Origin of the sequence: Brevundimonas vesicularis, assembly GCF_044807075.1 — a bacterium.
In the GTDB taxonomy this organism is placed as follows: domain Bacteria; phylum Pseudomonadota; class Alphaproteobacteria; order Caulobacterales; family Caulobacteraceae; genus Brevundimonas; species Brevundimonas vesicularis_G.
The window spans coordinates 1,947,253-1,965,809 of the sequence record NZ_CP085234.1 but is presented as its reverse complement, the minus strand read 5'-3'; the positions used below and the strand labels follow the sequence as shown (position 1 = coordinate 1,965,809).

Annotated in this window: 18 protein-coding genes; 7 read left to right on the top strand and 11 right to left on the bottom strand. The window is 66.7% G+C overall.

Annotated elements, in window-relative coordinates; all coding sequences use genetic code 11:
• Window positions 1–2: 2 nt before the first annotated feature.
• From LG306_RS09805 to LG306_RS09790, 4 genes are read right to left on the bottom strand one after another with little or no spacing between them, the layout of a single operon-like run.
• Complete coding sequence (locus LG306_RS09805; protein WP_404414040.1) at window positions 3–299, bottom strand: hemolysin; 297 nt, start codon at window positions 297–299, stop codon at window positions 3–5.
• Between the two features lie 21 nt (window positions 300–320).
• On the bottom strand, window positions 321–677 hold the full coding sequence (locus LG306_RS09800; protein WP_241004629.1) for a DUF1996 domain-containing protein: 357 nt from the start codon (window positions 675–677) through the stop codon (window positions 321–323).
• Window positions 635–1,093, bottom strand: a complete 459-nt coding sequence (locus LG306_RS09795; protein ID WP_404414038.1) for a DNA polymerase III subunit chi — start codon at window positions 1,091–1,093, stop codon at window positions 635–637. The genes LG306_RS09800 and LG306_RS09795 overlap by 43 nt, the downstream gene beginning before the upstream one ends.
• Before the next feature lie 21 nt (window positions 1,094–1,114).
• Window positions 1,115–2,590: a leucyl aminopeptidase gene (locus LG306_RS09790; RefSeq protein ID WP_404414036.1), complete on the bottom strand. Its 1,476-nt coding sequence runs from the start codon at window positions 2,588–2,590 to the stop codon at window positions 1,115–1,117.
• A 143-nt stretch (window positions 2,591–2,733) separates the two neighbouring features.
• On the opposite strand from LG306_RS09790, the gene LG306_RS09785 reads away from it, so the two are divergent.
• From LG306_RS09785 to LG306_RS09755, 7 genes are all read left to right on the top strand, one after another.
• Window positions 2,734–3,870, top strand: coding sequence for an LptF/LptG family permease (locus LG306_RS09785; protein ID WP_404414034.1), 1,137 nt, complete (start codon window positions 2,734–2,736; stop codon window positions 3,868–3,870).
• Window positions 3,867–5,006: an LPS export ABC transporter permease LptG gene (lptG, locus tag LG306_RS09780; RefSeq protein WP_404414032.1), complete on the top strand. Its 1,140-nt coding sequence runs from the start codon at window positions 3,867–3,869 to the stop codon at window positions 5,004–5,006. The genes LG306_RS09785 and lptG overlap by 4 nt, the downstream gene beginning before the upstream one ends.
• Window positions 5,007–5,039: 33 nt before the next feature.
• The gene (locus LG306_RS09775; RefSeq protein WP_404414030.1) at window positions 5,040–7,478 is read left to right on the top strand and encodes an LPS-assembly protein LptD; all 2,439 of its coding nucleotides are present in this window, start codon (window positions 5,040–5,042) and stop codon (window positions 7,476–7,478) included.
• Between the two features lie 72 nt (window positions 7,479–7,550).
• The gene (locus tag LG306_RS09770) at window positions 7,551–8,918 is read left to right on the top strand and encodes a peptidylprolyl isomerase (RefSeq protein ID WP_404414028.1); all 1,368 of its coding nucleotides are present in this window, start codon (window positions 7,551–7,553) and stop codon (window positions 8,916–8,918) included.
• Window positions 8,915–9,919: a 4-hydroxythreonine-4-phosphate dehydrogenase PdxA gene (pdxA, locus tag LG306_RS09765; RefSeq protein ID WP_017506311.1), complete on the top strand. Its 1,005-nt coding sequence runs from the start codon at window positions 8,915–8,917 to the stop codon at window positions 9,917–9,919. The genes LG306_RS09770 and pdxA overlap by 4 nt, the downstream gene beginning before the upstream one ends.
• Before the next feature lie 8 nt (window positions 9,920–9,927).
• Window positions 9,928–10,737 (top strand): 16S rRNA (adenine(1518)-N(6)/adenine(1519)-N(6))-dimethyltransferase RsmA, encoded by an 810-nt coding sequence (rsmA, locus tag LG306_RS09760; protein ID WP_404414026.1) that lies wholly within the window; start codon window positions 9,928–9,930, stop codon window positions 10,735–10,737.
• Window positions 10,734–11,870: a pyridoxal phosphate-dependent aminotransferase gene (locus LG306_RS09755; RefSeq protein ID WP_404414024.1), complete on the top strand. Its 1,137-nt coding sequence runs from the start codon at window positions 10,734–10,736 to the stop codon at window positions 11,868–11,870. Before rsmA ends, LG306_RS09755 begins: the two co-directional genes overlap by 4 nt.
• A 185-nt stretch (window positions 11,871–12,055) precedes the next feature.
• On the opposite strand, the gene gmk is transcribed toward LG306_RS09755, so the two are convergent.
• From gmk to fabD, 7 genes are all read right to left on the bottom strand, one after another.
• Window positions 12,056–12,697 (bottom strand): guanylate kinase, encoded by a 642-nt coding sequence (gene gmk / locus LG306_RS09750; protein ID WP_205681161.1) that lies wholly within the window; start codon window positions 12,695–12,697, stop codon window positions 12,056–12,058.
• Window positions 12,687–13,571 (bottom strand): YicC/YloC family endoribonuclease, encoded by an 885-nt coding sequence (locus tag LG306_RS09745; protein WP_404414022.1) that lies wholly within the window; start codon window positions 13,569–13,571, stop codon window positions 12,687–12,689. Before LG306_RS09745 ends, gmk begins: the two co-directional genes overlap by 11 nt.
• Entirely contained in the window at window positions 13,568–14,728 is a 1,161-nt protein-coding gene (gene mltG, locus LG306_RS09740; RefSeq protein WP_404414020.1) for an endolytic transglycosylase MltG, read from the bottom strand. Before mltG ends, LG306_RS09745 begins: the two co-directional genes overlap by 4 nt.
• A 1-nt stretch (window position 14,729) precedes the next feature.
• The gene (gene fabF / locus LG306_RS09735) at window positions 14,730–16,001 is read right to left on the bottom strand and encodes a beta-ketoacyl-ACP synthase II (RefSeq protein WP_404414018.1); all 1,272 of its coding nucleotides are present in this window, start codon (window positions 15,999–16,001) and stop codon (window positions 14,730–14,732) included.
• Between the two features lie 151 nt (window positions 16,002–16,152).
• Entirely contained in the window at window positions 16,153–16,392 is a 240-nt protein-coding gene (locus tag LG306_RS09730; RefSeq protein ID WP_008264317.1) for an acyl carrier protein, read from the bottom strand.
• A gap of 180 nt (window positions 16,393–16,572) precedes the next feature.
• A complete protein-coding gene (fabG, locus tag LG306_RS09725) occupies window positions 16,573–17,313 on the bottom strand; it encodes a 3-oxoacyl-[acyl-carrier-protein] reductase (protein ID WP_404414016.1) in 741 nt (246 codons plus the stop codon).
• A gap of 145 nt (window positions 17,314–17,458) precedes the next feature.
• Complete coding sequence (fabD, locus tag LG306_RS09720) at window positions 17,459–18,403, bottom strand: ACP S-malonyltransferase (RefSeq protein ID WP_404414014.1); 945 nt, start codon at window positions 18,401–18,403, stop codon at window positions 17,459–17,461.
• Between the last annotated feature and the right edge of the window lie 154 nt (window positions 18,404–18,557).

Below are 18,557 nucleotides of genomic sequence, written 5' to 3'. Positions count from 1 at the left end.
ACTCAGCCGCACTTCACTTCACGCACGATGTTCGTCGCCTCGTCATAAACGAAGTTCACCCGGTTCTCGCGATAGTCCATGGTCGCCGCGCACGTGGTGCACAGCACCCGGAACGTCTGGCCGGCGGGCGCGGTCGGGATGGTCGAACGGTTGCGGCCGACGTAGCTCTGATAATCCGAAACCTCGCACGCCTTGAAGGCGGTGTCCGATCCGGGCGCAGGCTCGGCGGTCTGGACAGGCGCACAAGCCGACACTGCCAAGGCGCCGGCGGCCAACAGGGTGCTCACAATGATCTTCATGCTCGTCTCCTTGCGTCGGGGTCAGCCGCAGCGGACCTGTTCGATGATGCCGGTCTGTTCGTTGTAGAAAATGTTCAGACGATAGGCGGAGAAGTCCTGCGTGACCGGACAGGTGGTGCAGGTGACACGCCGATTGACGACGTCCACGGGCACCGGAATTTCGGTCCGAGACTTGCCGACCAGATACTGCATCTCGCCGGCCTTGCAGAAGTCTTCCGTCTGTCCGGTCGGCATGCGGCTGCCGACGGGCGGGTTCAACTGGGCCTGCTCGACCGCACGCGGCGCAGGCGCCTCGGAGACCGGCGTCGAACAGCCGGCCAGCAGAACCAGTCCGATCAGGCCGCCTTTTCCCAGCGCCCTTCGTCCGTTTGACGCCAATAGGCCAGGTTCGCGCCCTGCCCCTTCAACGCCTTCCAACGTCCCCGCGCATTTTGCAGAGCCGGCTCGTCCCGACCGTCGAAAATAATGAAGCATCGTTCGAAACCCTCCGTCGCGCCCAGTTCTGCGTCGTCAACTATGAACAGCGCCTGAGCGCCGTTCAGGTTCTCGCCCGTTTCACTCAACAGCACAGGCTGGCGCTCGGCATGGAGCTGATCAGCCCGGCCATGCGGCAGGAAACTGTCATCGCGAAACGTCCACAGCGTCTCGTCGACCTCGTCCAGTCGATGCGAATGCGACGATTTGATCATGGCCCGCCAGCCCCGCTCGATCGTCTTTTCGAGCAGGGTTGGCAGCACCTGATCCAGCGATGAACGCTCCAGGTGATAGAACCAGATTTCGGGCTTGTCGCTCACCCGGCTCTACCTCCCGACCGATCAGCCTTCGTAGGAATCCGCGACCATCCGGTCCAAAGTCCGCACAGCAAAGCCGACGCCGCCTTCCGGCACGGTGGGGCTGGGGCTCTTGTTGGCCCAGGCCGTCGGGGCGATGTCCAGGTGCGCCCACGGCACGCCGTTGGTGAAGCGTTGCAGGAACAGGGCGGCGGTGATCGAGCCACCGGCGCGGCCGTTGCCGGTGTTCTTCACATCGGCGATCTTGGAATCGATGTGCTGCTCGTAGATGGCCGGGATCGGCATGCGCCAGAAGTTCTCGCCGACCTTCTTGGCCGCCGCCAGGATCGGATCGGCGACATCGTCGGAGTTCGAGAAGACGCCGGCGTAATCCAGGCCCAGGGCCACAATCATGGCGCCCGTCAGGGTGGCCAGGTCGATCATGAACTTCGGCTTGAAGCGCTGCTGCGTGTACCAGAGGGCGTCGGCCAGAACGAGGCGACCTTCGGCGTCGGTGTTGATGACCTCCACCGTCTGGCCCGACATGGACACGACCACATCGCCCGGACGCTGGGCGTTGCCGTCCGGCATGTTCTCGACCAGGCCCAGAACGCCAATGACGTTGGCCTTGGCCTTGCGGCTGGCCAGGGCGATCATGGTTCCGGTGACGGCGGCCGCGCCGCCCATGTCCCACTTCATGTCTTCCATGCCGTCCGCCGGCTTGATCGAGATGCCGCCGGTGTCGAAGCAGACGCCCTTGCCGACGAAGGCCAGGGGCTGAGCGCCGGCTTCGCCGCCGTTCCACTTCATGATCGCAAGCTGGCTTTCGCGACGGCTGCCTTGGCCCACGCCCAACAGGGTGCGCATGCCCAGCTTCTCCATCTCGGCCTCGCCGAGGATTTCGACTTCAAGGCCCAGGCTCTCCAGCGCCTTCACCCGCTTGGCGAACTCGGCCGGATACAGGACGTTGGCGGGTTCGGACACCAGGTCGCGCGCGAAGATCACGCCGTCGGCCACCGCCGACAGCGGCTCAAGCGCGGCTTCTGCGCCCCGCAGGTCGGTCGTCACCACGCGGATGGTGGTGATCGACGGAATCTTGTCGGCCTTTTGCGTCGTGCGATATTTGTCGAAGCGATAGGCGGCGAGACGCGCGGCGAAACCGACGCGGGCGGCCTGCTCAGGCGACAGATCGGAAGCGTCGATCGTCAGCACCTCGGCGCCCGACAGCTTGACCGCCGCATAGGCGTTGCCGCCGAAGGCCTCGACCGCCAGATCGTCCAGCTTATCCTTGGCGCCCGCGCCCACCAGCAGCACGGCGTCCGCCTCGACGCCCGCCGGCGCGGCGATGCTCAGGCTCTGGCCTGCCTTGCCGGTGAAACGGCCCTTGCCCGCCGCCTTGGTCAGGGCGCCGTTGGCCTTGCCGTCCAGCGCTGTCCCTGCGGCGGTGAAGGTGCGGTCTTCAAAAACGGGAACGGCCAGGATTTCGGCGGCGTCCACGGCGGCGACGAATTCGATCTTCATTCAATCAACTCCAGCCAGGCCCCACCCGGCGTCTGCAAACAGCAAAATGACAACGGCGCGTCTGCTTGTCGCGGACGCGCCCTGATGTGCTACTAGATGCGCCTCAATGTCGCCGCCTGCAACCGGGCGAAGTCCATCCGCCCATGACCCTGATTCAAAGATACCTTTTTCGCCAGATCCTGTTCCCTGTGATCGCCGCGTGCGCAGCGTTGGCGGGAATCGGGATTCTGAGCCAGAGCCTCGACCAACTCCAGGTCATCGTGGAGCGCGGTCAGAGCGTGTGGATCATGGTCAAGCTGACCCTGCTCGCCCTGCCGCAACTGCTGTCGGTGATTCTGCCGATCGGCCTTTTCGTCGGCGCCCTGATCGCCCTGACCCGTCTGCAACGCGAACAGGAGCTGACGGCGGCCTTCGCGGGCGGCATGACCCGGTGGCAGGTCATATCCCCCGCCGCCCGCATCGCCGCGCTGGTCGCCCTGGTCACCTTGCTGGTCAACGTCTTCATTCTGCCCTGGGCGCAGCAGGAGGCGCGCCGCCAGGCGTTCGACATCCGCACCGACCTCGCCGCTCTACTGGTCGAGGAAGGCCAGTTCGTTCAGGGGCCTGACGGCCTGACCGTCTATGTGCAGCAGATTGAGCAGAACGGTCTGTTGAAGAACCTGTTCGTCTATCTGGACGACAAGGAGAAGGTGACGACCTGGAACGCGTCCGAGGCGAGATTCAGCCGCGACGCCGGCGGCATTCCCATCCTGACCATGATCGACGGCTCGGCCCAGCGCTATTCGTCGGGCGGCGTGCTGGAGACGCTGTCGTTCGGGCGATACGATTTCTCTCTCGCGCCCTTCGTCGGGGTGACCGACACCATTCGCTACAAGCCGACCGACCTCTATCTGCGCCAGCTGCTGAACCCGACGGCCAAGGTGCTTGAGGTCGCCGGCTCGCGTGGCGAACTTCTGGCCGAGGCGCATTCGCGGCTGGCCTCGCCGCTCTACGCCATGGTCGCCATGGCCCTGGCGCTTTCGGCGATCTTGGGCGGCGCCTTCAGCCGCACCGGCTATACCTTACGCATCGCCAAGGCGGCGGGCCTGTTCCTGGTGCTGCGCGTCATCGGCTATGGGCTTGTCGCCGCCAGCGCCTGGAACGGCTGGATGAACGTGCTCCAGTACGTCGTGCCGATCGTGGCAATCGTCGTCGCCCTGCGAGTTCTGTTCCGCGCGCTGAAGCCGCGTCGCAGCCGGACCACCGCCGCTCTGCGCGATCTGAAGGCCAAGTTCGCATGACCGCCGTCGCCGCCTCCGCCCGTCGTTCGCCGCATATCCCCCGTCTCGGCGGCATCGAGCGCTATGTGCTGGTTCAGCAGCTGAAGTCGCTGGGCGTGGCCCTGGCCGTGATTTCGGCGCTCGTCATGCTGATCGACTTCGTCGAGGTCTCGCGTGGCGTCGGCTCGGCCCAGGATCTGTCGGCCGTCCGCATTTTCGGCCTGGTGCTGTTGAAGTCGCCCTCGGTCATCGTGCAGTTGATGCCGTTCGTCTTCCTGTTCGGCACCCTGTCGGCCTTCATCAGCCTGAACCGACGCAGCGAACTGATCGCCATGCGCGCGGCGGGCGTCTCCGCCTGGCGTTTCGTCCTGCCCGCCGCCGGCATGGCCTTCGTCCTGGGCGTGGTGACCGTCACGGTCTTGGGTCCGATGGCGTCGGCCGGCGACGGTCTGTGGCAACGCGAGCGCGCGCGGATTTCCGGTACGGCGCCCGGCGGCGATCCCAAGGAGGCGATCTGGCTGCGCGAGGGTGACGATCAGCGCCAGATGATCATCCGCGCCGGCCAGCAGGACCGCGCCAACGCCCGACTGCTGAACGTCAGCTTCTTCATCTACACGACCGCGCCCGGCGGCGGCCGCACCTTCTCCGAGCGGATCGACGCCAAGTCGGCCTCTCTGAACGCCGGCAGCTGGCGCCTGACCGATGCGGTCGGCGCCCAGATCGGCCAGCGCGCCGTCACCTATTCCAGCCTGACCCTGGTCTCCAGCTTGGCGGACGACGAGGCCTTCGAGCGTTTCGCCCGGCCTCAGGCCACGCCCTTCTGGTCGCTCCCCAATCAAATCAGCCGGATCGAAAACGCCGGCTTCACCTCGACCGCCTACCGCCTGCGCTTCCAGCAACTTCTGGCGACGCCGTTGGTGTTCGCCGCTATGTCGATCCTAGCCGCCGCCTTTTCGCTCAGGCTGATGCGTCTGGGCGACCTGGCGCGCATGAGCGTGGCGGCTGTGGTGCTGGGCTTCGCCTTCTTCTTCCTGAACCAGTTCTCGTCAGCGATGGGATCGGCCGAGGTCGTGGCGCCCTTCGTCGCCGCCTGGCTGCCGCCTGTTCTTACCGCGCTCGCAGCCTTGACCTTGCTGTTCTATACCGAAGACGGCTAATCGGGCGCTCGCTTCTCAGACTACGGATGGCCTATGCAGGGTGATCGGCGCTTCGACGCTTTCAAAGCAAGGCTTCTCGCCGGTGCGGCCCTGGTCGCCTGCGCGCCTTTGGCGACGCCTGCATGGGCGCAAACGACCCCTCCCGCCGCAGCCGCACCTTCCGACGGCCTGCCGCCCGAAGCGGTCTATGTCGATGCCGACAATGCGCGTCGCGAAGGCGACACCATCATCGTCAGCGGCACGCCCGAGAACCGCGCCTATGTCCGCACGCGCGGCCATGTGCTGCGCGGCGAAAACCTGTCCTATGATCTGAACGCCGGTTCGGCGACGGCCGAAGGCCGCGTCGAGGCCATCGCGCCTGATGGAACCGTGGTCTACGCCAGCCGTCTCGAGCTGGACGAAAACCTGGAGACCGGCGTCGCCGTCGATTTCGCCACGCGTCTGGCCAACGGCGCCAGTCTGATGGCCGCAACGGCTGTCCGCCGCAGCGAGAACGTCAGCGAGCTGAACTACGCCCGCTTCACCCCCTGCCCCATCTGCGACGATGGCGGTCCCAAGACGCCGACCATCTCGATCCAGGCCGAGAAGGTGACGCAGGACGAGCAACTCCGCGCGATCCTGTATCGCAACGCCGTCTTCTATATCGGGCCGGTGCCCGTCTTCTACACGCCCTTCTTCGCCCACCCCGATCCCTCGGTGGAGCGGGCCTCGGGCTTCCTGGTGCCGATCGTCAACTATGACGAGGGTCGCGGTGTCTCCGTCGAGGTTCCCTATCTGCACGTCGTATCGCCGTCCGAGGACTGGCTGATCAGCCCGCAGATCAACACCCGGATCGCCCCGCTGCTGAATCTTCAATGGCGTCGCCGGTTCGCTGACGGCATGATCGTGGCGCGCGGCGGCTATACCTACGAACATGAGTTCGGCGACTTTGATCGGGACGGCGACGGCGATTTCGAAAGCAACGTCAAGTTCGGCGATCGCGAACACCGCAGCTATCTGTTGTCGCACGGCGAGTTCGATCCGGATGGCCCATGGCGGTTCGGCTTCACGGCCGAGCGCACCTCGGACAAGACGCTGTTCGACCGCTATGACGTGCGCTCTCCGTATCAGGACAACGGCCTCTATTACGGCGACCGCCGTCGTCTGATCAGCCAGATCTACGCCGAACATCAGACCGATCGGTCTTACGTTTCGGTCGCGGCTTTCTCGATCCAGAGCCTGCGCCTGAACCCGGCCTTTGCCGCGACGGACTTCCGTGACGCCAACGGCTTCAAGGTGTTCGAGGACGACGACACCCTGCCCTTCGTCGCCCCCTTGATCGATGCCCGCTGGGAGCCGCGCGAACTGGTCTTCGGCGGCCGGCTACGCTTGAAGGGTTCGGCCGTCTCTCTCTACCGCGACGCTTTCGTCGGTGCGCCGATCTTGAATCCGGAGATCGTTCCCCCCGTCACGACAGGGCTGGCCGGCGTGGACAGCCGCCGCATCACGGGCCAAATGGAATGGCGACGGGCGATCATCCTGCCGGTCGGCATGCGGGTGGAGCCGTTCGTCGATACGCGCGTCGATCTCTATTCCATGTCGGACCTGCCGCCGATGATGGGCGTCGACAGCGACGAGACGGTCAGTCGATCCAGGTTCAGCGCGGGCGTGGACGTCACCTATCCCCTGATCAAACGCATCGCCGACGCCGACATCATCCTGGAGCCGGTGGGTCAGTTCTCGGTCTCCAACAAGGTCAGCCTGGACCGCCGCATCCCCATCGAGGACTCGCAGGTTCTGGAACTCGACGAGTCGTCCTTGTTCCGCATGGATCGCTTCTCCGGCTACGATCTGCTGGAAGGCGGCGCGCGCGTGACGGCGGGCGGTCGCGCCACCATCCGCTGGGCTGAAGGCCGCAAGGCCAGCCTGTTCGTGGGACGCAGCTATCGTTTCGACCAGCAGGACGACTTCAAGACGTCGATTCCCGATGATCCCGCGCGTCTCTATGATCCCACGGGCCTGGCCTCAGAGACCTCCGACTGGGTGGTCCAGGGCGACTTCTCGCCGTCGGATCGTATCCGCAGCTGGTTCCACGCCACGGTGGATGGTTCGGGCGAGGTGCGCCGCGCCGAGGCGGCGCTGGACGGCCGCTGGGGTCGCCGCAACCTGGCGACCGTCAGCTACATTCTGGATCAGTCGAACCCCGTCGACGGGCCGCTGAACCGCAACTATGAATTCGTCCAGCTGGCCGGCCAGCAGTTCATCTTCCAGAACTGGGGCTTCACTGTCGCCGGCATCGCCGATCTGGACCAGAACGAGATCACGCGATCCGAAGTCGGGGTGCTGTTCGACGACGACTGCCTGCGGTTCGAGCTGGGTTATCGGCGCGACAACACCCGCGCACGGCCAGGCGGCCCGTCGGAAGGCATCTATGTACGCCTAAACCTCGCCACTTTCGGAGGTTCAGGTTATGGACAGGGCGAAATGCGTTGAGCATGACGCTTTAAGGGGCGCGACTGCCTGCCGGTTCGGCCGGCGGACCGCTGTGAGGAATCAGGACGAACAATGGGTTTGATGCGTTATTCGACGGGGGCTGCGCTCGCGGCAGTCCTCCTCGCCGGTTCGGCCTATGCCCAGACGGCGCCCGCGCCGGCGCATGCCTCGACACCCGCGCAGAGCCCTGCGGCCGGCGCGCCGAATCCTGCGGCTGAGGAGGCGCCCACGACAGCGCGCGCCGAGCCTCAGTTCGAAATGGCCGACGGCATCGTCGCGACCGTCAACGACAAGATCATCACCGGCTATGACCTGCGTCAGCGTATGCTGATGCTGATCGCCTCGTCCCAGGTTCAGCCGACCGAGCAGAACCTGCCCGCCATTCAGCAGGCCGCCCTGAACGCCCTGATCGAGGATCGCCTCAAGGATCAGGAGATGGCCAAGTTCGAGAGCCTGAAGGTCACCGACGAGGAAGTTGACGGTGAGATCGCGGAAATGGCCCGCGCCGCCGGCACGACGCCGCAGGCCTATATGCAGTTCCTACAACAGGGCGGCATCCAGCCTGCCGCCTTCCGCGACAACCTGCGCACCCAGATCGGCTGGAGCCAGCTGATCCCCGGCCGTTTCAACAGCCGCGCCCGCGCCAGCACCCTTCAGGTCGATCAGGAAGTCCGTCGTCTGAACGAGGCGGCGTCCAAGCCCCAGTTCCTGCTCGGGGAAATCTATATCGACGCGGCGCGCGTCGGCGGCGCCCAGGCGGCCTTGAACGGCGCCCGCCAGCTCGTGCAGCAGATCATCCAGGGCGCGCCGTTCCAGGCCGTCGCCCAGCAGTTCTCCGCCGCTCCTTCGGCCAGCGCCCGCGTGCCGGGCGATGCAGGCTGGGTCGTCAAGGACTCGCTCCAACCGGCGGTGCAGTCGGTATTGGAACAGCTCCAACCGGGACAACTGTCGAACCCCATCGTCGTCGATGGCGGCGTCTATATCCTCTACCTCCGCGACAAGCGTGACGGCGCCTCGACCAGCCTGGTGTCGCTGAAGCAGGTCATGGTCGAACTGCCCGAGACTGCGTCGGAAGCCGACGTGGCCGCCGCGACCGCCAAGCTGGAAGGTCTGCGCAACGGCCTGACCTGCGACAACATCATCTCTCAAGCCCGTGCGACGCAGGGCGTCCTTGGCGCTGACCTCGGCGAATCGGATGTCGCCAACCTGGCGCCGCAGTTCCAGCAGTTCGCGCGCACCGGCGAAATCGGGTCGGTCTCGACGCCGATCCGCACCCCGCTGGGCCTGCACCTGGTCGCCGTCTGCGGTCGTCGCGTCGGTGGGCCGGAAGCGCCGAATCGTCAGCAGGTCGAAAACCGTCTGCGCGCCCAGAACTTGGCCGTGCTGGAGCGCCGCTATCTGCGCGACCTGCGCAGCGACGCCCTGATCGAGTTCAAGTGAGCCCAGCGGCCGCGCCTCTGGTTCTGACGCTGGGCGAACCCGCCGGCGTCGGGCCGGAGATCGTGGCCGCCGCCTGGAAAGCGTTGCGCGCCGACCAGACGGCCTTCGCCGTCATCGGCGATGCCGCGCTGTTGCGCTTGCAAGGCGTTGCTGTGGCCGAGGTCGGGGTTCCCGACGATGCTCGTGATCTGTTCGGGTCCGCCCTTCCGGTCATCCATCGCCCCCTCCCCGCGCCGGTCCTGGTCGGGTCGCCCGATCCGGCCAATGCCTCGGCCGTCGCGGACGGCATCGAGGAGGCGGTCAGCTTCGCCCTGTCCGGCGAGGCGTCCGGCGTCGTCACCGCCCCGATCGCCAAGGCGCCGATGTACGCCTCGGGCTTTCGCTTTCCCGGCCATACCGAGTTCATCGCCGAACTGACGGCCGATGCGCCCTATGCCGGCACGCGCGGGCCGGTGATGATGCTGACGGCCCAAAATCTGCGCGCCTGCCTCGTCACCATTCACGTCGCCCTGGACCAGGTGCCGGAACTGGTCACGGCCGAGCGTGTCGCCCGCACCGCCCGCGTTGTCCACGAGAGTTTGAAACGCGACTTCGCCATCGGCCGTCCACGCTTGGCCATGGCGGCTCTCAATCCCCACGCGGGCGAAGGCGGCGCCCTGGGTCTGCAGGAACGCGACATCCTGATCCCCGTCGCCGAACAGCTTCGCGCAGAGGGGATCGAAATCACTGATCCCAGACCCGCCGACACCCTGTTCCATGACGAGGCGCGCGCGACCTATGACGCGGCCATCTGCATGTATCACGACCAGGCCCTGATCCCGGTCAAGACGCTGGACTTCTGGGGAGGGGTCAACGTCTCCTTGGGCCTGCCGATCATCCGCACCTCGCCCGATCACGGGACGGGCTTCGACATCGCCGGCAAGGGCGTCGCACGTCCCGACAGCCTGATCGCCGCCATTCGCCTGGCATCGGAGATGGCGGCGGCCCGCGCCGCGCGCTAACAGGGCGTGTGACCGACCTTCCCTCCCTCCGCGAAACCCTCGACGCCCACGGCCTTTCGGCCAAGAAGAGCTTTGGCCAGCATTTCCTGCTGGACCTGAACGTCACCCGCAAGATCGTGCGTCTGGCCGGTCCGTTCGACGGTCGCGCGGTGATCGAGGTCGGCCCCGGGCCCGGCGGCCTGACGCGCGCCCTGCTGGAATCCGACGCCGGCCCCGTAGTCCTGGTGGAAAAGGATCCGCGCTTCATCCCCCTGCTGACCGAGCTGGACGACGGCTCCGGCCGTCTGACCATCGTCGAAGCCGATGCGCTGAAGGTGAAGGAGGCCGATCTGGTCTCCGGCCCGACCCATCTGGTGTCCAACCTGCCCTATAACGTCGGCACCGCCCTGCTGATCAAATGGCTGACGGGTCCGTGGTTGCCCCACAGCCTGACCCTGATGTTCCAAAAGGAGGTCGCCGAGCGCGTCGCCGCAGGCCCTGGCGAGGACGCCTACGGCCGTCTGGCCGTCATCGCCCAGGCCGTCTGCACCGCCCGCATCGTCATGCACCTGCCCGCCGCCGCCTTCACGCCGCCGCCCAAGGTGGCCTCGGCCGTCGTCCATCTGGTTCCGCTGGACGAGCGCCCGTCGCCGGAACGCCTGAAGAAGCTGGAACGCGTCACCGCCGCCGCCTTCGGCCAGCGCCGCAAGATGCTGCGATCCAGCCTGAAACAGCTGGGCGGCGCCGCCCTGTGCGAGGCCGCCGGCATCGAACCCGACGCCCGCGCCGAAACCATCGATGTCGCGGGCTTCCTGCGACTGGCGGACGCCCTTCCATGACCGTCGAACCCTTTCGCGCCATCTCCGTCAGCCGCCTGGCGCATCAGCTCAAGAGCGAAGGCCGCTCGATCATCCATATGGAGTTTGGCCAACCCTCGACCGGCGCGCCCGCCGCCGCGATCGCCCGCGCCCATCAGGTGCTGGACGCCGACGCCATGGGCTATTGGGAAAGTCCCGATCTGCGCGGCCGCATCGCGCGCCTGTACGACGAGCGGTACGGCGTCGCCGTCGATCCCAACCGCATCTTGCTGACCTGCGGCGCCTCCCCGGCCCTGGTCCTGGCGCTCAGCACCCTGTTCAAGCCCGGCGACCGGATCGCCCTGGCCCAGCCCGGCTATGTCGCCTATCGCAACACCCTGCGCGCCCTGCATCTTGAGCCGGTCGAAATCGCCTGCGGTCCCGACACCCGCTTCCAGCTCACCGCCGCCCAACTCCAGGCCTTGGACCCCGCCCCCGCCGGCGTCATCATCGCCAGCCCGGCCAATCCAACCGGCACCATCATCCCGGACGCCGAGCTGGCCGCCATCGCCGAGGTCTGCCGCGCGCGAAACATCGCCATCGTGTCGGACGAGATCTACCACGGCCTCAGCTACGTCGGCCCGACGCCCTCGATGCTCCAGTTTGCGCCCGACGCCGTGGTCATCAATAGCTTCTCCAAATACTGGAGCATGGCGGGCTGGCGCCTGGGCTGGCTGCTGGTCCCGGAGGACCGGATCGACGCCGCCCGCGCCTATATCGGCAATATGTTCCTGACGCCGCCCAGCCTCAGCCAGCATGCCGGTCTGGTCGCCATGGACGCGATCGATGAGCTGGAAGGCCATATCCAGACCTACGCCCGCAACCGCCAGCTCATGCTGGAGGCGTTGCCCGCGCTGGGTCTGCGCAAGATCGCGCCCCCTGACGGCGCCTTCTACATCTGGGCTGACATCGGCCATCTGACGAACGACAGCGTGGCCTTCTGCGAGCAGTTGTTGCGCGACACCGGCGTCGCCACCGCGCCCGGCGTCGACTTCGACCCTGTCGACGGGCGCCGTTTCATCCGTTTCAGCTTCGCCGTGTCGACGCCCGAGATCGAAGACGCCTTGAGCCGCCTGCGCCCCTGGTTTGCAGCGTTGGAACCGTCCCTACGCTGATCAGCTCGGCGCAACCCACCACACGCGTCATGCTCGATAGGCACGCCTAGCTTATCCGCTATGGAATAATCCCTATCGCCGCGTTTACCGTCCGAAATCTTCTAGGTGGCACAACAGCATCAGTAGCGTAGCGTTGAGTACCCCGCAGCGCCGCAGGTCCCCATGGCCTGTGGCGCTGTTTCCATTCAGACGGCTTCGTTCAGTAGGGCGGCCTTGTAGTCGCCGACCCACAGGTTCCTGAACCGGCGCGAACGCTCGGCGTGATAGATGTGGGCCAGTTCGGCGTAGGACCGGTCGAAATCCTCGTTCACCAGCACATAGTCGAAGGCGTCGCAGTGTTCGATCTCGCCCTTGGCGTTGGCCACACGGCGCTCGATCACGTCGTCGGCATCCTGTGAGCGGGTGACGAGACGGCGACGCAACTCTTCCAGGCTGGGCGGCAGGATGAAGACGCGCACGGCGTCCTCGGGGCATTTCTCGGCCACGTCGCGCGCGCCCTGCCAGTCGATGTCGAAAAGCACGTCGCGCCCCTCGGCCAGCGCCTTGTCCACCGGCGCGCGCGGGCTGCCGTAGCGATTGCCGTGCACGTCCGCCCATTCCAGGAAGGCGTCCTCGTCGATCAGGCGTTGAAACTCGTCATGGCCGACGAAGTTGTAGTCGCGCCCATCCACCTCGCCCGGCCGGATGCCGCGCGTGGTCATGGAGACGGACAGCTCCAGACCACCATGATCGGCCATCAACCGCCGGCACAGCGAGGTCTTGCCGGCGCCCGAAGGACTGGCGACGATCAGGAGTACGCCCCGGCGGGGGCTGCGTTCATTCGACATTCTGGACCTGCTCACGCAACTGTTCGATGACGGCCTTGAGCTCCAGGCCGATTCCGGTGAGCGCGGTCGTAGCGGATTTCGAGCACAGCGTGTTGGCCTCACGCATGAATTCTTGCATCAGGAAGTCGAGTTTCCGCCCGGCGGGCGCCGAGGCCACAAGCTGGCGCGCCGAGGCGACGTGGGCGGTCAACCGATCCAGCTCCTCGCGCACGTCCGCCTTGGTCGCCAGAGCAGCCGCTTCCAGGAAGATTCGGTCTTCAAGACCCGGCGCGTCGGGCGCCAGTTCGGAGATTCGGCGGGTGAAGCGATCGCGGATGGCCTCGACCTGCGCGGTCGCCTCACCCTCCGCCTGGGCGACCAACGCCTCGATCCGGGCGATGAATTCGTCCAGCACCGGCGTCAGTTGCGCGCCCTCGTTCTGGCGTGACGCCTTCAGCGCATCCAGCGCCTCTTCGACCGTGCGGGTCATGGCCGCCTCGACAGCCGCCCGCGCCTCGGGATCGTCCGCCTCTTCGGGCGCCTCGATCACACCGCGCAGGGCCAGCAGGCCGTCAGCCGACGGCGGCGTTGCGCCGTCCTCGGCCAGTTCGTTCGCCAGCGTCAGATAGCGCGCCAGCACGGCGGCGTTGATCGTGACCGCCGCCTCGCCGGCTTCGGTTCGCTTGGCCTGAACGCCGATGGTGACCTGGCCCCGCGCGAACCGCGCCTGGCCAGCCGCCTTGGCTGCGCGCTCCAGGCCGTCGAAACCGTTCGCTCCCCGGAAGCGGACCTCCAGATTACGCCCGTTGACGGAGCGCGCCTCGACCGACCAGGTCCAGCCCTCGCCGGCCCCGTCGGCCCGGCCGAAGCCGGTCATGCCAGAAAGCGTGCTCATCGGGGCCCCTGCGTCGCGCCGGCCGGAAGGGTGATCGTCGCCTGACCATTCTCGATCGACGCGGCGGCCGGCTCGGTCGTCATCGGCGCCGCACTGGTTCCCGGCGTTGCGGGCGGCGTGGCTTCCGGCGGCAAGCCCGCCTTTTGGCGCTCGATCTGACGCCACCGCGCGACGTTTTGCAGATGCTCGTCATAGGTCAGGGCGAAGGCGTGTCCGCCGGAGCCATCCGCCACGAAGAAAAGAGCTGGATCGGCCGGCGGGTTCAAGACGGCCTTGACGGCTTCCTTGCCCGGATTGGCAATCGGCGTCGGCGGCAGCCCGTTAATCTGGTAGGTGTTCCACGGCGTCGGCGCCAGCAGTTCCGAGCGCCGGATGCCCCGTCCCAGCGGCCGACCCTTCGTCACGCCGTAGACGATGGTCGGATCGCTCTCCAGCCGCATCCCCGCCCGCAGACGGTTCGAGAACACCGCAGCGACACGGGGCCGTTCCGCTGCCAGCGCGGTCTCCTTCTCCACGATAGAGGCCAGGATCACCGCCTCTTCCAGTGTGCGCGCCACGGTCGCGGGCGACCTCTGGCTCCACAGCAGACGCAGGTTCTCGGTCGCCGCGCGCTGCATCCGGTCGATTACCGACTGGCGCGTGTCGCCGCGCGAAACTTCATAGGTGTCGGGCCACAGGCTGCCTTCCTCGGGCGTCTCGGCGACCGTCCCGGTCAGCACGGCTTCCTTGTTCAGGATGTCCACCGCCTGCAACGACGACCAGCCCTCAGGCAGGGTCACGAAATGGCGCACCACCCGCCCCTCGACCAGCAGGTTCAGCACCCCGGCCAAGGACGTGCCGGACGGCACCTCATATTCGCCGGCTCTCAGCCGCCGATCCGCGCCCGTCAGGGTCGCCGCCGCGCGGAACAGGTCCGTCGATCGGATTACTCCCGCCGCCTTCATCCGCGCGGCGATGGCCGAGACGCCCGACCCGCTGGGCAGGGTGACGACCGTCGTCTGGCCCTGCCGCGCGGATGGTCCCGGCGCATAATAGACCGCCCAGACGGCGATCAGCGCCACCAGCACGAACAGGCCGAAGGTCGCGGACGCGGTCAGGAGCGAGACCGTAAAGCCCGACCGCCCGCTGGATTTCTCGACCCGCCCGCGCCCGAACATCTCAGTCGACCTTCTTAAAGATCACCGAGGCGTTGGTGCCTCCGAAGCCGAAGCTGTTGGACATGGCCACATCGATCTTCATCGGCTTGGCGGTGTTGGGGACCAGGTCGATGGGCGTCTCCATCTCGGGGTCGTCCAGATTGATCGTCGGCGGCGCGATCTGATCGCGGATCGCCAGCACGCAGAACGCCGCCTCGATGGCGCCCGCCGCGCCCAGCAGGTGTCCGGTCATCGACTTGGTCGAGGAGACGGTCAGGTTCTGCGCATGATCGCCGACCAGCCCCTCGATCCCCTTCAGCTCGATCCAGTCGGCCATGGTCGAGGTGCCGTGGGCGTTGACGTAGTCCAGGTCCGACGGCTGCAGACCGGCCCGTTTCAGCGCCGCCTTCATGGCCCGCACGCCGCCTTCGCCGTCCTCGGACGGGGCGGTGATGTGATAGGCGTCGCCGCTCATGCCGTAGCCCACGACCTCGGCATAGATCTTGGCGCCGCGCGCCTTGGCGTGTTCGTATTCTTCCAGCACCAGGATGCCGGCGCCCTCGCCCATGACGAAGCCCGCATGGCCACGGTCATAGGGACGGGACGCCTTCTCGGGCGTGTCGTTATAGGCGGTGCACAGCGCCTTACAGGCCAAAAAGCCCGCAATGCCGATCGGCACGACCGAGCTTTCGGCCCCGCCCGCCACCATTACGTCCGCGTCGTCCAGCGCGATCATCCGCGCCGCATCGCCGATGGCGTGGGCGCCGGTGGCGCAGGCGGTCACCGCCGCATGGTTGGGCCCCTTCAGGCCGTGGCGGATCGAAATCTGGCCGCCGGCCAGATTGATCAGGGCGCTGGGGATGAAGAAGGGGCTGACGCGACGCACGCCCTGTTCCTTCAGGACAATGGCCGTGTCAGCGATGGGGCCCAGGCCGCCGATGCCGGAGCCGACCATCACGCCGGTGCGCTCCTTGTCCTCGTCCGTCTCGGGCTTCCAGTTGGCGTCGGCCAGGGCCTCGTCCGCCGCCGCGATGGCGTACAGGATGAAGTCATCGACGCGCTTCCTGTCCTTGGCGGACATGATTTTGTCCGGATCGAAGTCGCCTTCGCCGCCGCCGCCGCGCCCATCCACGCTCGGCACTTCGCCCGCGATGGTGCAGCCGTATCCTTCGGTGTCGAAGGCCGTGATCGGACCGATGCCCGACCGTCCCTCGACGATGCCCTTCCAGCTCTTCTCGACGCCCCAACCCAGGGGGGTCAGCAGACCGATGCCCGTAACGACGACGCAGCGCATGGTGCGTGCTCCCTTATCTCCAGCCCAACCCTTCGGAATCATCGCGGATTCGTGCGGGTCAGAAACAGTAAAGGCCGCCGGGCGTCTCCGCTAGGAGCGCCGGGCGGCCCTGTGAACCGTCAGCCTGTTCGGCCGAGATCGGCGACTGAGATCAGCCGGCCGACTTTTCGTCGATGAACTTGACCGCATCGCCGACCGTCTGGATGTGCTCGGCGGCGTCATCCGGGATCTCGATGTCGAATTCTTCTTCGAAGGCCATCACCAGCTCGACGTTGTCGAGCGAGTCGGCGCCCAGGTCGTCGATGAAGCTGGCCTTTTCGGTGACCTTGTCCGGATCGGCGTCCAGATGGTCGATGACGATCTTGCGAACGCGCTCGAGGGTGTCGGACATGAGTGTCTCTCTGCCTGTTTGAAATCGCCGTAGAGGCGGGGGTAGCTCAGAAATCGCCGTCTCACGGCAGCGATGGCGACGCAAGCCCGAAAGCCCGAACCGCCGACGCATTCCAACCCTTTAGCACAGGCTTTCGGGCTGGAAATAGTCTGTTGCGCGACGTGATAAGGGCCGCGGCCCTTAAATCATCGCCATGCCGCCGTTCACATGCAGGGTCTGACCCGTTACATAGGCGGCTTCGTCGGAAGACAGATAGACGGCGGCGGCGGCAATCTCGTCGCCCGAACCCAGCCGACCGGCCGGAATCCGCCCCAGAATGGTCTCGCGCTGCTGATCGTTCAGCACGTCGGTCATCGGCGAGGCGATGAAGCCCGGCGCGATGCAGTTGACCGTGATGCCGCGCGCGCCGACCTCCTGCGCCAGCGACTTGGAAAAGCCGATCATCCCGGCCTTGGACGCCGAATAGTTGGTTTGGCCCGGATTGCCGGTCACGCCGACGACCGAGGTGACGCCGATGATTCGCCCCGAACGGCGCTTCATCATCCCCTTCACCGCCGCGCGGGTCAGGCGGAAATAGCTTTCCAGGTTGACGGTCAGGACCGACTGGAAATCCTCGTCCTTCATCCGCATCAGCAGGCCGTCCTTGGTGATGCCCGCATTGGCCACCAGGATGTCCAGGGCTGAGCCCGCCGCCGTTTCGGCTGCGTTGACCAGATTGTCGACCGATTCCGGGTCCGACAGGTTCGCCGTGGCGAAATGCGCCCTCTCCCCCAGCTCCTTGGCCAGATCGGCCAGCACGGCCTCGCGTGTGCCCGACAGCACAACGGTCGCGCCCTGGGCGTGCAGCGCCCGCGCCACCGCCCCGCCGATCCCGCCCGTCGCGCCGGTCACCAACGCGGTCTTGCCTGCAAGATTGAACATCTGTTCCCTCTATTCCTTCCGTCATCCTCGGGCTTGACCCGAGGATCAGGCGCTATGCGGCGCCGATGTCGATAATGGCGCTCAGACGCCGAAGTGCGGACCGTCCGGTCCTCGGGTCAAGCCCGAGGATGACGACTTGGGGGCTTCACACCGATTTCGCGAACGCTTCCAACTCTTCGGGCGTATTCAGCGGCAAGGCCTCGGCGTCCGGTGCGATCCGCTTGGCCATGCCGGTCAGCACCTTGCCCGAGCCGATCTCGACAAAGCGCGTCACGCCGCCGTCGGTCGCCATCCATTCCATGCTCTCGCGCCAGCGCACCCGGCCGGTTACCTGTTCGACCAGCAGTCGACGGATGACTTCCGGATCGCTCTCGGGCCGCGCCAGGACGTTGGCGACGACAGGCACGACCGGCGCGACAATCTTCGCCTCGGCCAGGGCGGCGGCCATCTCGTCGGCCGCCGGCTGCATCAGCGGGCAGTGGAAGGGCGCCGAGACGTTCAGCGGGATCGCCCGCGCGCCCAGTTCCTTGGCCTTCTCGATGGCCCGATCCACGGCGGCCTTCTCGCCCGAGATGACGATATTGCCGTTGTTATTGTCATTGGCGACCACGCAGACGCCGATCTCGGCCCCGGCCGCCGCCGCCGCTTCCGCCAGCGCCAGATCCGTCTTGGGTCCGATGAGCGAGGCCATCGCCCCCTGCCCCACCGGCACGGCGCGCTGCATGGCCTGACCGCGCAGCTTCAGCAGCCGCGCCGTATCCGACAGCGAAATCGCGCCTGCCGCCGCCAGCGCCGAATATTCGCCCAGCGAGTGACCGGCCGCATAGGCCGCGCTCGCCACGTCAAAGCCGAACTCGGCCTTCAACGCCCGGATCGCCGCCACGGACACCGCCATCAGGGCGGGCTGGGCGTTCTCGGTCAGGGTCAGTTGATCCTCGGGGCCTTCGCGCATCAGCACCGACAGCTTCTGGCCCAGCGCCTCGTCCACCTCGGCGAAGACGTCGCGAGCGGATTGGAAGGCGTCCGCCAACGGCGCGCCCATGCCGACGGCCTGGCTGCCCTGTCCCGGAAACAGAAGTGCGAGGGTCATCGACCGCTCCCTGAATCGTTCATCAAGGCGCGGACCCGTAAGCCCAGACTTACCCGAGGGCAAGCACCGCCCATCGTCTCCTCCCCACAGCGTGGGGAGGGGGACCGCGAAGCGGTGGAGGGGTTCTAGACGCCGCTTAAGCGCCTGCGATGCG

Bases quoted from the DNA above. Each gene is read 5' to 3' on its own strand.
- LG306_RS09805 (WP_404414040.1), bottom strand. From the start codon at position 299: ATGAAGATCATTGTGAGCACCCTGTTGGCCGCCGGCGCCTTGGCAGTG.
- LG306_RS09790 (WP_404414036.1), bottom strand. From the start codon at position 2,590: ATGAAGATCGAATTCGTCGCCGCCGTGGACGCCGCCGAAATCCTGGCC.
- LG306_RS09785 (WP_404414034.1), top strand. From the start codon at position 2,734: ATGACCCTGATTCAAAGATACCTTTTTCGCCAGATCCTGTTCCCTGTG.
- lptG (WP_404414032.1), top strand. From the start codon at position 3,867: ATGACCGCCGTCGCCGCCTCCGCCCGTCGTTCGCCGCATATCCCCCGT.
- LG306_RS09775 (WP_404414030.1), top strand. From the start codon at position 5,040: ATGCAGGGTGATCGGCGCTTCGACGCTTTCAAAGCAAGGCTTCTCGCC.
- LG306_RS09770 (WP_404414028.1), top strand. From the start codon at position 7,551: ATGGGTTTGATGCGTTATTCGACGGGGGCTGCGCTCGCGGCAGTCCTC.
- LG306_RS09755 (WP_404414024.1), top strand. From the start codon at position 10,734: ATGACCGTCGAACCCTTTCGCGCCATCTCCGTCAGCCGCCTGGCGCAT.
- gmk (WP_205681161.1), bottom strand. From the start codon at position 12,697: ATGTCGAATGAACGCAGCCCCCGCCGGGGCGTACTCCTGATCGTCGCC.
- LG306_RS09745 (WP_404414022.1), bottom strand. From the start codon at position 13,571: ATGAGCACGCTTTCTGGCATGACCGGCTTCGGCCGGGCCGACGGGGCC.
- mltG (WP_404414020.1), bottom strand. From the start codon at position 14,728: ATGTTCGGGCGCGGGCGGGTCGAGAAATCCAGCGGGCGGTCGGGCTTT.
- fabF (WP_404414018.1), bottom strand. From the start codon at position 16,001: ATGCGCTGCGTCGTCGTTACGGGCATCGGTCTGCTGACCCCCCTGGGT.
- LG306_RS09730 (WP_008264317.1), bottom strand. From the start codon at position 16,392: ATGTCCGACACCCTCGAGCGCGTTCGCAAGATCGTCATCGACCATCTG.
- fabG (WP_404414016.1), bottom strand. From the start codon at position 17,313: ATGTTCAATCTTGCAGGCAAGACCGCGTTGGTGACCGGCGCGACGGGC.
- fabD (WP_404414014.1), bottom strand. From the start codon at position 18,403: ATGACCCTCGCACTTCTGTTTCCGGGACAGGGCAGCCAGGCCGTCGGC.